General features: G+C 60.0%; 14 protein-coding genes. 9 read left to right on the top strand and 5 right to left on the bottom strand.

Annotation, left to right across the window (positions count from 1 at the left end; all coding sequences use genetic code 11):
- Nucleotides 1-44: 44 nt before the first annotated feature.
- On the top strand, nt 45-785 hold the full coding sequence (locus tag ACOYNB_RS01345) for a Crp/Fnr family transcriptional regulator (RefSeq protein WP_422837312.1): 741 nt from the start codon (nt 45-47) through the stop codon (nt 783-785).
- Here the strand turns inward: ACOYNB_RS01345 and ACOYNB_RS01340 are convergent.
- Nucleotides 742-3,243 (bottom strand): CheR family methyltransferase, encoded by a 2,502-nt coding sequence (locus ACOYNB_RS01340; protein WP_422837311.1) that lies wholly within the window; start codon nt 3,241-3,243, stop codon nt 742-744. The genes ACOYNB_RS01345 and ACOYNB_RS01340 overlap by 44 nt on opposite strands.
- A gap of 173 nt (nt 3,244-3,416) precedes the next feature.
- Here ACOYNB_RS01340 and ACOYNB_RS01335 point away from each other — a divergent pair, with 173 nt between their 5' ends.
- From ACOYNB_RS01335 to ACOYNB_RS01325, 3 genes are read left to right on the top strand one after another with little or no spacing between them, the layout of a single operon-like run.
- Nucleotides 3,417-5,018, top strand: a complete 1,602-nt coding sequence (locus ACOYNB_RS01335) for an FAD-binding oxidoreductase (protein WP_422837310.1) — start codon at nt 3,417-3,419, stop codon at nt 5,016-5,018.
- Nucleotides 5,011-6,561, top strand: a complete 1,551-nt coding sequence (locus ACOYNB_RS01330) for a glycerol-3-phosphate dehydrogenase/oxidase (protein WP_422837309.1) — start codon at nt 5,011-5,013, stop codon at nt 6,559-6,561. Before ACOYNB_RS01335 ends, ACOYNB_RS01330 begins: the two co-directional genes overlap by 8 nt.
- A complete protein-coding gene (locus ACOYNB_RS01325; protein WP_422837308.1) occupies nt 6,554-8,116 on the top strand; it encodes an FGGY-family carbohydrate kinase in 1,563 nt (520 codons plus the stop codon). The genes ACOYNB_RS01330 and ACOYNB_RS01325 overlap by 8 nt, the downstream gene beginning before the upstream one ends.
- Here the strand turns inward: ACOYNB_RS01325 and ACOYNB_RS01320 are convergent, their stop codons facing one another.
- Entirely contained in the window at nt 8,117-8,410 is a 294-nt protein-coding gene (locus ACOYNB_RS01320; protein ID WP_422837307.1) for a DUF3861 domain-containing protein, read from the bottom strand.
- A gap of 71 nt (nt 8,411-8,481) precedes the next feature.
- Here ACOYNB_RS01320 and ACOYNB_RS01315 point away from each other — a divergent pair, with 71 nt between their 5' ends.
- Together ACOYNB_RS01315 and ACOYNB_RS01310 are read left to right on the top strand one after the other, a co-directional pair.
- Nucleotides 8,482-8,958, top strand: coding sequence for a MarR family winged helix-turn-helix transcriptional regulator (locus ACOYNB_RS01315; protein ID WP_422837306.1), 477 nt, complete (start codon nt 8,482-8,484; stop codon nt 8,956-8,958).
- Nucleotides 8,959-9,018: 60 nt separating this feature from the next.
- Complete coding sequence (locus tag ACOYNB_RS01310) at nt 9,019-9,465, top strand: hotdog fold domain-containing protein (protein WP_422837305.1); 447 nt, start codon at nt 9,019-9,021, stop codon at nt 9,463-9,465.
- 165 nt (nt 9,466-9,630) lie between these two features.
- Here ACOYNB_RS01310 and ACOYNB_RS01305 read toward each other — a convergent pair whose 3' ends face one another.
- Nucleotides 9,631-9,846, bottom strand: coding sequence for a hypothetical protein (locus tag ACOYNB_RS01305; protein WP_422837304.1), 216 nt, complete (start codon nt 9,844-9,846; stop codon nt 9,631-9,633).
- On the opposite strand from ACOYNB_RS01305, the gene ACOYNB_RS01300 reads away from it, so the two are divergent.
- Nucleotides 9,845-10,327 carry a GreA/GreB family elongation factor gene (locus ACOYNB_RS01300; RefSeq protein ID WP_422837303.1) on the top strand — a complete coding sequence of 161 codons (483 nt, stop codon included), beginning with the start codon at nt 9,845-9,847 and terminating at the stop codon, nt 10,325-10,327. The genes ACOYNB_RS01305 and ACOYNB_RS01300 overlap by 2 nt on opposite strands.
- Nucleotides 10,328-10,371: 44 nt before the next feature.
- Here the strand turns inward: ACOYNB_RS01300 and ACOYNB_RS01295 are convergent, their stop codons facing one another.
- Both ACOYNB_RS01295 and cspE read right to left on the bottom strand, forming a co-directional pair.
- The gene (locus ACOYNB_RS01295; protein WP_422837302.1) at nt 10,372-11,409 is read right to left on the bottom strand and encodes a S1 family peptidase; all 1,038 of its coding nucleotides are present in this window, start codon (nt 11,407-11,409) and stop codon (nt 10,372-10,374) included.
- Nucleotides 11,410-11,461: 52 nt separating this feature from the next.
- Nucleotides 11,462-11,674, bottom strand: coding sequence for a transcription antiterminator/RNA stability regulator CspE (gene cspE, locus ACOYNB_RS01290; protein WP_422837301.1), 213 nt, complete (start codon nt 11,672-11,674; stop codon nt 11,462-11,464).
- 500 nt (nt 11,675-12,174) lie between these two features.
- Between cspE and ACOYNB_RS01285 the strand changes: the two genes are divergently transcribed.
- Both ACOYNB_RS01285 and ACOYNB_RS01280 read left to right on the top strand, forming a co-directional pair.
- Nucleotides 12,175-12,384 (top strand): hypothetical protein, encoded by a 210-nt coding sequence (locus ACOYNB_RS01285; RefSeq protein ID WP_422837300.1) that lies wholly within the window; start codon nt 12,175-12,177, stop codon nt 12,382-12,384.
- Between the two features lie 98 nt (nt 12,385-12,482).
- Entirely contained in the window at nt 12,483-12,833 is a 351-nt protein-coding gene (locus ACOYNB_RS01280) for an RNA recognition motif domain-containing protein (protein ID WP_422837299.1), read from the top strand.
- Nucleotide 12,834: the final 1 nt, after the last annotated feature.

Below are 12,834 nucleotides of genomic sequence, written 5' to 3'. Positions count from 1 at the left end.
GAGCAGATATCCTGCCCTTCCGAAAGATCCGAACTGGATGTGCGATGGTCGGCTCAGCAAATCAACTCAGCAACCGACTCATCGACGCCCTGTCTGAAGAAGACAAGGCACGCTGGGCGAGTCACCTGGAACGTCTGGACCTGCCCAAAGGGTTGGTCTTATATGAATCAGGCCATGCATTAACGCATGCGTACTTTCTCACCAGCGGCATCGTCGCCAAGCGCTACATCACCCAGGATGGCGACACCTCGGAACTGGCCCTCATTGGCCGAGAAGGGGTCATCGGTACAGCCGCCATCCTGGGCGGACGAACCAATCTCGGTCAGGCCCGCATGCTCAAGGCTGGCACAGGCTTTCGGATGCGCACCGACACCCTGATGCGAGAGTTCTCTCGATCCTCGCCCGTCACACTGCTCCTGCTTCGCTACACACAAGCCTACATGACACAGATGGCTCAGACGGCCGTGTGCAATCGCCTACACACACTGGAAAAGCAACTGTGCCGCTGGCTCCTGATGGTCATGGACCGCACAGGACCAGACGACATCCTCCTGACACAGGAGATCATTGCCAACATGCTGGGTGTTCGCAGAGAAGGTGTCACCGATGCGGCCCTCAGACTCCAGCGTGCAGGCATCATCCGCTACGCCAGAGGACGCATACAGGTCCTGGATCGTGACAGCTTGCTGGCACGTAGTTGCGAGTGCTATCGCGTCGTCAGTCTTGAATACGAACGACTGCTCAGTCACTCCGCCGATGGGACTCCACCGTTTTGGAAACGGTGATGTCCACGAATGTCAGCACCGCCCCCTGGATCATGTTGGTCAGTGTTCGGTAGGGCATGATGCGCACAGAGAACCACCGACCATCCCGGGTCGAAATTTCTTTCTCGCATGCGATCAAGGTCCGCACAGTGTCCTTGGCATCCTGATAAAGATCCGGGTAGATCAGCGTGTTGGCCAGATCTGTCAGGGGACGGCCAATGTCACCCTCTCTGAGATGAAAAATGTGCGTGGTCTGCTCCGTGAAGCGGCGCACATTGAGCTGACTGTCCAGAAAGAGTGTCGCGATGTTGGTGCTGTTGAGCAGGTTCTGCATGTCGCTCTGCGCCAGCGCGAGGTCATCCAGCTTGGCTTGCAACTCGCCATTGATGGTCTGCATCTCTTCGTTCATGGACTGCGCCTCCTCCTTGGAGGTGGTCAGCTCCTCGTTGGCCGACTGCAGCTCTTCATTGATAGACTGCAACGCTTCATTGGCGGCCTGCAACTCCTCTTTGGACGCTTGCATCTCCTGTCGAAGTGCCTGAATCTCTTCGCGGGCGCGCGCCAGCTCATTGGCGATGGCTGGATCCTCACCATCGGTCATCGCCGCCTTGCCCAATCTGGATCGACGGGGCGCCAACTGTTCCTTGAACACGACCATCACGGATCCTTCGAGGGCCTTGGGCTCACGAACTGCCATGACCGTGATGTGAAGGGTGTGGCGGGCATCGCCCTCCAGCTTCAGCCCCCGCACCTCCACCGGCAAGCCTTCATGCAGCGTTTGCCGGATGGCCACCGCCAACTGGGTCCGGATTTCCGGTCGGGCCATGACGTGGATGTTCCAGTTGGCCTTGCCCGCCGCAGGTTCCAGATACTTGCCGGTGCGCCCGTTGATGTAGAGGATGTCTCCGCTCTGGTTGACCAGCACCGCAGGGGGAGACAGCGTCTGCAACAGCAACTGATCGGCCAAAGACTGCAGGTTGGTCAGATGCGGCTTGGGAGGGTTGGACACAATGTGCTCCTGAGGATGGCGACGCGCCAGCGCATGTCGGTTGACGGGGAAGTCCACAGCCCCAGCATGCAAGACATGATCACCACGCAGATACACCCCGGTTTTGGGAGATTGGGGCATGAAGAGGTCTTTCGAGCGCCCCACAGTTTCAGAGTTGCCCAGCACCAGCACGCCCCCGGGACGCAGACTGTAATGGAACAGCGGCATCAGCCGCTGTTGCAACTCACTGTTGAAGTAAATCAGCACATTCCGGCAAGACAGCAGATCCAGCTTGGTAAAGGGCGGATCCAGGCTCACATCATGCTGAGCGAACAGCACCATGTCACGGATACGCTGATCAATCTGAACACAGCCGTCCTGTTGCGTGAAGAACCGTGCCACACGGGACGCCGACAGTTGCTCGACTGCTTTGAGCGGATAGATGCCTTTGCGCGCCACCGAAATGGCCTCGGCGTTCAAGTCCGTGGCGAATATCTGCAAGGTACAGGCTGCCGCATCCGGCAAGGCCTCTTTGACCTCCTGAAACACCATGGCCAGCGAATACGCTTCTTCCCCAGTCGAGCAGCCCACGATCCATGCACGCAACGGCGCATCATGCCCCCGCCGTGCGATCAGATCAGGCAGCACCTTGTCTTGGAGTGACTTCCACAGCGGCGGATCACGAAAGAAGCTCGTGACCCCGATGAGCATCTCCGCAAACAAGATGTCGAGTTCTTGCGCATTCTGTCTCAGGAACGCAGCATAGGCATCCAACGAGGCCAAGCCATGCACCGCCAAACGCCTCTCGATCCGGCGAATCAGGGTACTGGCTTTGTACAACGAGAGATCGTGCTTGCAGTGCTCTCGCACCAGCGAAAGGATGACGGCCAAGGCCGCGTCCTGCGCCAGGACCGACACCTTGGCGGGATGAAGGGTGGCGCGAATGGATTGAAGGATGCGGGCCGGCATCTCCGCTGGCACATCGACAACATCGACACAGGCGGACTCGATGGCACGCCGGGGCATGGCATCGAACTGGGCCGACTCTGGCAACTGCGCCAGCGTCAGGCCCCCGCACATCTTGATGGCACGCAAGCCCTCGGTACCATCGCCCCCCATGCCCGACAGCACCACCCCCACGGCGAACGCTCCCAGATCTGCTGCCATGGATTGGAACAGCGCATCGATGGGCAGGTGAACGCCTTCGGACAAGGATGGCGGATCCACATGAAGCTGGCCCTGACGGACCGTGAGTTCACAGCCAGGCTCAATCACATAGACATGATCAGGAGCCAAAGGCTGCGATTGCGTGGCCGCCTGGACTGGCATGGTGGTCACACGCTGCAACAGCACGCCCAACATCGTTGCATGGTGGGCCGCCATGTGCTGTACCACCACATACGCCATTCCGCTATCAGGAGGAATCGCGCGCAGAAAGGCCTGTAAGGCATCCAGGCCACCTGCCGACGCGCCCAACCCCACAACATGCATCTGCGCTGGCTGGGACCGGGTGGCTTCTGGAGACTTTATACGGGGCATACCGAAGTATGCCGCTGTTCCAGCAGCGTTCTACGCCGCCACCAAGATGGCACGTTTTGTCAATACGCCGCACGCCCGCCTGCCTAGGATTCAACTCGTTCGCGATGAATTGAGAGGATGCAGACATGGCAAGACGATGGAACGGCTGGGGAGATGAGGCACACCACTTTCCGCTTCGACCGTCTGGTTTGGCTCATATTCAGAGCCTGCTGGGGGCTGGCCGACTCTTGCCCGATGCCACACTGTCTGATGTGATGGCCTCCGTTCCGCCCAGCCGCCTACCGGCGCACCCCTTGGTGGCTCAGGACCCCGAGACACGCATCCGTCATGCGCGCGGACAAAGCCTGCCGGACTGGTATGCGATGCGGTCTGGACACTTTGGCGCCTTCCCGGATGGGGTGGCCCAACCCATTCACTCGGACCAGGTTCGCGAGTTGCTACAGTGGGCGCAGGCTCAGGGCGTGATCGTCATCCCATACGGCGGCGGCACCTCGGTAGCCGGTCACATCACGCCGCAGGCGTTGGAGCGTCCGATCCTGACACTGTCGCTGGCGCGCATGAACAAGCTGCTGGCCCTCGACCCGGTGAGCCAGATCGCCCGCCTGGGCGCGGGCACCCCGGGGCCCGAGATCGAGCGGCAACTGGCCGAGCGCGGCTACGTACTGGGGCATTTTCCTCAGTCGTTCGAGTTGTCCACCTTGGGTGGTTGGGTCGCCAGTCGCTCGTCGGGCCAGCAATCCATGCGCTACGGTCGCATCGAGCAGTTGTTTGCGGGCGGGCGCATTGAAACCCTGCGCGGCACGCTCAACATCCCCAGCGTGCCTGCGTCATCCGCGGGCCCCGACCTGCGCGAGATCTTCATGGGCACCGAAGGTCGCATGGGCGTCATCACCGAAGTAGACGTGCGGGTGCAGCGCCTGCCCGAGCATGAGTCTTTCCACGTAGCCTTTGCCCCGAACTGGGACACCGCGCTGGAACTGGTCCGAAACATGGTTCAGGAAAAATTGCCGTTGTCGATGCTGCGGCTGTCCAACCCGGAAGAAACGCGTACCCATCTGGTCCTCGGCGCCGATGCGTGGCAAGCCAAGCTGCTGCATCGCTACACAGCCCTCAGAGGGTGCCCGGACGGCAAATGCATGATCACCATGGGCGTGACGGGCAGTCAGCGACACGCTCGCTACCTGATTGGCGAGATCAAGCGCCGGGTTCGTGCGGGCGGGGCGCTGTACACCGGCACCTTCATGGGCAAGCGCTGGGAGCATGCCCGCTTCCGCTCACCGCACCTGCGGCACGGCTTCTGGGAGCACGGTTACTCGGTGGACACCCTGGAAACGGCGGTGAACTGGTCCAAGGTGACCGAGACCACGCATGCCATCGAGCAAGCCATTCAGCGTCATTGCGGAGAAGGTGAACGCGCCCACGTGTTCACCCATTTGTCGCACATGTACACGCAGGGCTCCAGCATCTACACGACCTACTTCTTCCGCAACTCGGACACCTACGAGGCCACACAAGCGCGTTGGCAGGCCATGAAGTCCGCGGCATCGGATGCCGTGGTTCAAATGGGGGGCACCATCAGTCACCAGCACGGCGTAGGCCGGGATCATGCGCCCTGGCTACCCGCCGAAAAGGGCCCGCTCGGCATGGCGGCCGTGGGGCAGGTGCTGCGCTACTTTGATCAGGATGAATTGCTCAACAAGGGCTGCCTGGGGCACTTTCATGATTGAGGCTCGCGCATCGACCTTGCTGGCACAACGCCCCCCACTGTCGGCGCTAGGGCAAGATCAGCCTTGGGATGTGGTGGTGATTGGTGGCGGCATCACCGGCGCGGGCATCCTGCTCGAAGCCGCACGACGGGGGCATCGGGCCTTGCTGCTGGAACAAAAGGACTTTGCCTGGGGCACTTCCAGTCGCTCCTCGAAAATGGTTCATGGTGGCCTGCGCTACATCGCTCAAGGCGATCTTCGATTGACCCGCCACGCACTGCAGGAACGCGAGCGCCTGCTCGACGAATTGCCAGATCTGGTCGTCCGCATGCCCTATCTGTTTGCCGTTCGGGCTGGCCAGTTTCCGGGCCGCTGGCCGCTGACCCTGGTGCTCAAGCTGTATGACTGGCTCGCGGGCATCCGAGACCATCAGTGGGTTCCTCGACGAGCGTTGCTGGCGCACTACCCTCAACTGCAGCCAGACGGTTTGCTGGGTGCCATGCGCTACACAGATGCCCTCACCGATGACAGCCGACTGGTGATCCGGGTTCTGCAGGAAGCCTGCCTGGAAGGGGCGCAGGCGCGCAACTACACCGCCGTGCGATCAATCCATCGTGCACACCCCGGTGGGCTGCACACCCTGTCGGTACACGACGAGGTAGACGGTCGCGCCACCGCCATCGCTGCGCGACATGTGTTCAACGCCACGGGCTTGTGGGCCGATCAGCTGTCCGGCACACCGCCCGTGGTGCGCCCTCAGCGTGGCACACACCTGTTCGTCGCACACGCCAGGCTCCCCGTGTCGGCATGCCTGACGTTCCTGCACCCGCGAGACCAGCGTCCTGTGTTTGTCTTCCCCTGGAAAGGCCAGACCTGCATCGGCACCACCGATCTGGATCACCATGCCCCTGACCTGGTCGAGCCCACGGCCACCGAGGCAGAGATCGATTACCTGTTGGAAGTCGTTCGCCATGAGATGCCCGCCACATCGCTGAACACCGCAGACGTGCTGAGCACCATGGCCGGCGTGAGACCCATCATTGCCTCAGGCAGAGGTCGCGATCCCTCCAAGGAACGTCGAGACCACCTGGTGTGGCAACACGATGGCGTGATCTCGGTCTCAGGCGGCAAGCTCACCACCTTCAGGCAAATTGCGCTTGATGCACTGTTGGCCGCCGGATTGCTCGACCGACGCAGCCATCAACGAGCCCATGTTGATCGCGTCCAGCGTTGCTTCAACCATGAGGTGACCGTGCCGCTCGGGCTCAACCACCCGTTGCGGGCAACTGCCCACGGCGCGCAATTTGCAGCGCACGTGGACTGGGCGCTGCAACACGAAATGGTGGCGCACCTGGATGACCTGTTGCTTCGACGCCTGCGCGTTGGCAATGTGCAAGGCGCTCTGAGCCCCGCGCAACTGAGCACCGTTCGAGAAGCCTGCGCACGCTGGCTTGGCTGGCACGATGCCACATGGCAACAAGAATGGCAGCGCTATCAGGACATCCTGATGCATCACTACCGGCCACCTGTGCATGCCAAGACAGAGAGGAGGCATCATGGCTGACGAACCGCTCTTCCTGGCAATCGATCAAGGCACGCAAAGTGTGCGCGCCATGCTGTTTAGCAAGCACGGTCAATTGGTGGCCAAGGCACAGCAACACATCACGCCCTACTTTTCGAAGCAGCCCAACTGGGCCGAACAAAACGGCGACTATTTCTGGCACCACCTGGGACGGGCCTGCCAAGGCCTGTGGCAACAGCACCCAACCTTGCGCGACCGCGTGGTCGCCGCGGCCCTGACGTGCCAGCGCGCCACCATGATCTGCCTGGACGAAGACCTGCAGCCCGTTCGCCCCGCCACGATCTGGCTGGACTCACGTCGCACCGACCGCTATCCGCCTCTGCCGTTCTGGATGCAATGGGGTGCCGCGGCTGCCGGCATGTCACACATGCTGTATCAACTGCGTTCCAAAGCCGAGTGCAATTGGCTCGCGGCCGACTTTCCTCAAGACTGGCAGCGCACGCGTCACTTTGTGCAGCTCTCTGCGTATTTGAGCCATCTGCTCACCGGCCAGTTGCAGGATGCCGTGTCCTCACAAGTGGGCTATGTGCCGTTTGATCACAAACGCCAAGCCTGGGCACGCCCCGGCGACCTGAAGTGGAAAGCGCTGACGGTACGGCCCGAGCAATTACCGCCACTGGTGCAAGCAGCTCAAACGCTGGGACGCATCTCGGCGAGCGCCGCCGCGCACACCGGCATCCCCGAAGGCCTGCCCCTCTACGCCGCCGGTGCCGACAAGGCTTGCGAGGTACTGGCCTGCGGCGGTATCCGCCCTGATGTGGCCTGCATCAGCTATGGCACCACAGCCACCATCAACACGGGCAATGCGAAGTATGTCGAGCCCATGCCCTTCTTGCCGGCCTACCCCGCTGCGGTACCCCACGCGTACAACTCCGAAATCATCGTGCAGCGTGGCTACTGGATGGTGAACTGGTTCAAACGCGAATTTGCAGCACACGAAGTGCGTCAGGCCGAAGAGCGGGGCATTGCCCCCGAGTTGCTGTTTGATGAGTTGCTGGACGCCTCACCACCAGGATCGATGGGACTGGTGCTGCAACCATTCTGGAACCCCGGCGTGAAATTCCCAGGGCCTGAGGCCAAGGGCGCGGTCATCGGGTTTGGTGATGTGCACACCCGCGCGCACCTGTATCGCTCAATCATCGAAGGTTTGGCCTATGCCCTGAGACATGGCAAAGACCAGCTTCAGAAGCGCAACGGCCAAACCATCACCGCGTTGCGCGTGGCCGGCGGTGGCTCACAAAGTGATCGCATCATGCAGATCACGGCCAATATTTTCGGCCTGCCGGCCGAGCGCATTCACACCTACGAAGCGTCTGGTCTGGGTGCGGCCATCAATGCCGCCGTGGGCTCAGGCTCTTACCCCGATCATGCAACAGCTGTATCGGCCATGTCACACCGAGGCACGCGGTTTGAACCTGACGATGCCACCGCTCATCTGTACGACAGGCTCTACAAAGAGGTTTACCTGAGGATGTACGACCGGCTGTCGCCGCTGTACCGATCGATTCGGCACATCACGCACTACCCCAAGCACTGATCACTTCACACCCTTTTTCAGCTGCTTCATGAAGTCGCCAAAAGCGGGGAACAGTTCCTTGAACGGTGATTGGGTTCGCTTTTCCAGCAGCAAGCCACCAAACAACTTGATCCCGACGGCCATTCGGGCCGCTTCTTGCGGATCGATGGCTTGGTGCGCACGAAGGCGCTCAGCCACCACAAAGATGTCGTCGTGACTGCCGGCCTCGAACTGCAGCGGGGCTGGTGGGGCCGCCGTCGGTGCATCGGGGTCATCCAGTTTTTCTACGGTGATCTTGTAGCGATGTGATGTCATCGTCTGTCCTTATCTGGCAAATGGTTGATAATGTCAACATTATTCGATAATTAGTTGATAGCGTCAACCATATGCCGGAAAAAGACCATGCCATCGCACAGGTGAAAGCCTTGGAACAGTTGCTGACCCTGTTCGGCAGTGTCAAGGCCGCCATTGTTCAGACCTTGTCGGATCAGGCGAGGACACCGCCCATGGGCCTGCGCATGCTGCAACTGTGTGCCCGTCAGCCCGGCATCACGCCGCAAGCGCTGGCCGAAGGCAGCGGACGAGACAAAGCCCAGATCACCCGCCTGGTGAAGATGCTGCTGGAAGAAGGCCTGCTGGAGCGCCAGCCCCACCCCCAAGACAAGCGCAGCTACAGCCTGTGGCTGACCCCGCAGGGGCAGCAAGCGCTGCACACGTTTGAGCACGCCCAGGCTTTGGTGGCTTCTCAGTTGTTTGGCGAACTGAGCGCCGCCCAACTGCAAGCGCAGACCGCACAGTGGGCGGCGCTGAACACACGGCTGAGCGATGTGATGCAAATGACCGCTCACGTCAATAGGGCTTGACGGGGTTTCGGGCCGACACGCGTTTGCTAAGGTGAGGCTTCATTCAAAGGGGAGCCATTCATGAGTCAATCGCTTCAAGTGTTCCAAGCCGTGGGGGCTGAGCAATTCAGCAAAATGGTGTGTGAGATGGCGCCCTACTTCAGCACCATCGAGCCCAAGCTGTTGAGCCTGCGGCCCGGCCGCGCTGAAGCGCACATCCCCTTTCGCAAAGAGATCACCAACCACCTGGGCTGCGTTCACGCAATTGCGTTGTGCAACGCCGCCGAGCTGGTGGGCGGGATCATGACCGACGTGTCCCTGCCGGAAGGGACGCGCTGGATTCCATCCGGCATGACCGTGGCATACCAGGCCAAAGCCAAGACGGACCTCACAGCCGTGTCAGACGGCTCCGCCATTGACTGGGCCGCCCCCGGTGACAAGGTGGTGCCCGTGGAAATTTTTGACACCGCGGGCAAGACGGTGTTCACGGCGCAAATCACGATGAACGTCAAGTTGCTGGATTCATAAGCAAACGCGATTTCGTTGTCAAAAGCCAAGCTGGGCTGTGGACGCACAGTCATCGCCGTCAGCGCACCACCCATTCCACTCGCCGATTGCGCGCGCGCCCATCTTCGGTCGCATTGGCTCCAGTGCGCCCTGCCCGTCGGTGTGGCCCATCACGTAGACCTGCAATTACTGATCGCTGCGCCCAGAATGAACTTGCGCAACATATCCGCCCTCTCTTTTGTGATGGTGTGCAATGAAACGCCGCATCAAAAGCGTTTCAGCCCCGCAGAACTCTGCCTGCGTGAAAAAGTACGTGCCGGCAATGGGCGACAGCGGTGGCTGGCATCGCCCTTCATAATCAAGACTTGCCCCCGCATCTTCGAGTTGTCGACCTTTCATCATGGATAAATTCTTGCTGCGACAACAGGTGCTGGAGCAGCTCGCCGAAGACCTGCTCCAAGTCGAACAGGCCGCGCGAGTGGCCCATGAAACAGCGACGCACGAAGAGAACATTGCCGAAAACAAATACGACACCTTGGGTCTCGAAGCCGCGTACCTGGCCACAGGGCAGGCTCGGCGCGCTGAAGCCATTCGCCAGGCGATGGCCCAATGGCGCCAATTTCGTCCACTCCCCTACGACGCCAGCAAAGGCATACAGCTCGGTGCGCTGGTCTGTCTGGTCGATGCCAACGAGCAGCAGCAATGTCTCTTTCTCGGCCCTGATGGGGGGAGCATGAAGTTGGTCTGCCGCGCCCAGCTCGTTCAGGTGATCAGCAGTGCATCCCCCTTGGGTCGGGCCATGCTGGGCAAATGCGAGGGCGATGACGTGTTCATCCAGATCGCACAAGTCAGGCAGCAGTTTGAAGTGCTGCAGGTTCAGTAAGTCACAAGCTCACCCAGAATTGGCCAGACCCCAGCGCCGTGCCATCACGCGTTCGCCGTGAGCGTCAACAAGACATCGGCGTACCAAGCGCAGTTCAACCCGAGCGATTCATCGCGGACGACATCTCTGTCCTTCATGTCCATCCGGGTTGAATGCACACCGAGCAACTGCCAGCAAATGGGCGAATTCAACTGACGACGGCGAACGACAGGTGAGCCACTGCTCCCCCGGTGTGTACGCGCATCGGTCAAAAAGTAACCCTGCTGCTGAAACCGAACGCCATAGGCCGATGCAAGGGACGCACTGCGCGCCACGGGCAAATGATGAATCGTGTCATGAAAGCCGAGCGGGAAGCCTGCGATCGTCAAAGCGTCTCCGATGACAACGTCGCTGCCGGTGGGTTCCAAATGGGTTTCGTCGAACGCAAGAAAAATGGCCTCGATAGGCAGCAGGGATGCCGGCATCAAGAGGACAGCCACATCCACCACTCCACCCGTGTCCACCGCTTCACGCCATAGGCATAACCCATCTTTGTACAACGGCAGCGAGACCACTGTATGTGAGGTGAGGTTCTGTGCATCCGTATGCAAACCGATCTCAACCCGATCGGGAAAATGTCCGTTTCCAGCATCGGCAAAGACATGGCGGTTACTTACCAGGAACAGATTGCCGTCACGGCGAAAGAAGAACCCACTCGCGCAACTAAGCGCCTGGCCACCCAAGAAAGTCGTGATCTGCGTGGTCGTCAGCAGCAAGGCATCTGCGGCGCCTGTCCACATCACGTGCGAGGCTGACTTTTGGCTTCGCTGCAGCAGCGCACGGTTTCGCGCGACTTCCTGCTCGAACGTCATGAGCACCACATCAGACATTTCCGAATGCAGCATCGCGGTGCGCGCGATTTCAGCATGCGCATCGAAAGATGTCACCAAGTTGGCGAGGGCGCTTTCGGGCAAGGCATCAATCACCGATGGCAATAGCGCATCAAGCGCGATCAGACTCCCCTTCAGCTCGCAAATGCGTTCAGTAGCTTCTTGCAAATTCTTCACCGCTGCCCCCAAATAGCAAAAAAAAAAGCGCGGCAAAGCCGCGCGATCAGGTCGAAGAACTCGGCCTCTAGCCTTGCTCCCGCAGAGATCAACTCAAACTACGGATGTTCGACGCCTGTGGTCCTTTTTGACCTTGGGTCACCTCGAATTGCACCCGCTGGTTCTCGTTCAGGGTCTTGAAACCACCCCCTTGAATCTCTTTGAAATGGGCAAAGAGATCCTTGCCGCCGTCATCAGGGGCGATAAAGCCAAAACCCTTGCCCTCGTTGAACCACTTCACAGTACCTGTTTGCATCGTCATATCGAATTCCTATTGAAGTTATCAGGCGCAGGATCGCGCCTAGCGAAGAAACGCCAAGAAAATCTTCAAGGGGGGTTCGACTCAGAGACTGGAAGGACACCAGCGAGAGCAGAAAGACCTAAGAGCGGACGGTCTTGTGCATATCAGCGAACTCATCGTACGCCGAAACATGCGTTGTGTGTATTTATATTTGGCGTGGCGCTAAAACAGCAAGCGGCTGGCCGCGACGACGTCCATAAGGACGTACGCCCAACAGGTCCCGTGGTTCCGATCAAATCTGCGCGACTTGACGGACAGGCTCAAACAGTGATACAAAGAAAAAGTGCGCAGCGACACTGCCCCACAGAATCAGGGTTTCGTATGTCGCCAGCCGCCTTTTTCTTGCGACCTTTGTCGCCCTCTTGGCCAGCCGATCTGCGGCCACCGAGCCATTCGTTGCTCACGCAGGCGCCCTCCGCCCTGCTTATTGATTGCTACCGATTTCACACGTCAACATTCCCATGGGCCAGTACGTCGTTTCGCCCGCGACACACCCCACCAACTGCGGCCGCTTTCAAGCGTCTTTCGCAGTACAGCGCGCTCAAGGCAACGGAAGCTACTGCCGCGTGTTCCGCTTTGACAAGACATTTGCATCGCGCGAGGCGGCTCGACTCTTTGCAGTCACGCAGGGATGGCTGGAGACATGCCTTCCGCCCTTGGCCAAGTGCTAAAGCGCGGCGTTTCACAGAGACTTGACTCGCCACATTTGCTGCGCATCCACATGCGCACCAGCGCTCGAACAGCGCACCCACATCAGAAAGACTTCTCCATGAGCAGCAAAATTTACGTGGGCAACTTGCCCTATTCCGTTACCGACCATCACCTCCGCAGCAACTTCGCCGAGTTTGGCGATGTCTCTTCCGCCAAGATCATGATGGATCGTGACACCGGCCGATCCAAGGGTTTTGGATTTGTAGAGATGTCCTCGGCTGCATTCGCCCAGGCAGCCATCGCGGCCTTGCACGGCATGTCGGTCGAAGGTCGTGCGATTGTCGTGACGATGGCCCGTCCCCGTGAAGATCGTCAGCAGTCAGGCGGATACAGCAGCACCGGTTACACCGCAACCAAGCGTTCGGATGTGGGCTATGGCTCGGGCGGCTACGGCGGCGGGCGCTACTGAG

This window comes from Aquabacterium sp. (assembly GCF_049317225.1).
Classification (GTDB): domain Bacteria; phylum Pseudomonadota; class Gammaproteobacteria; order Burkholderiales; family Burkholderiaceae_C; genus Aquabacterium.
Note: the sequence above shows the minus strand (reverse complement) of the source record. Positions and strands in the feature narration are given on the sequence as shown.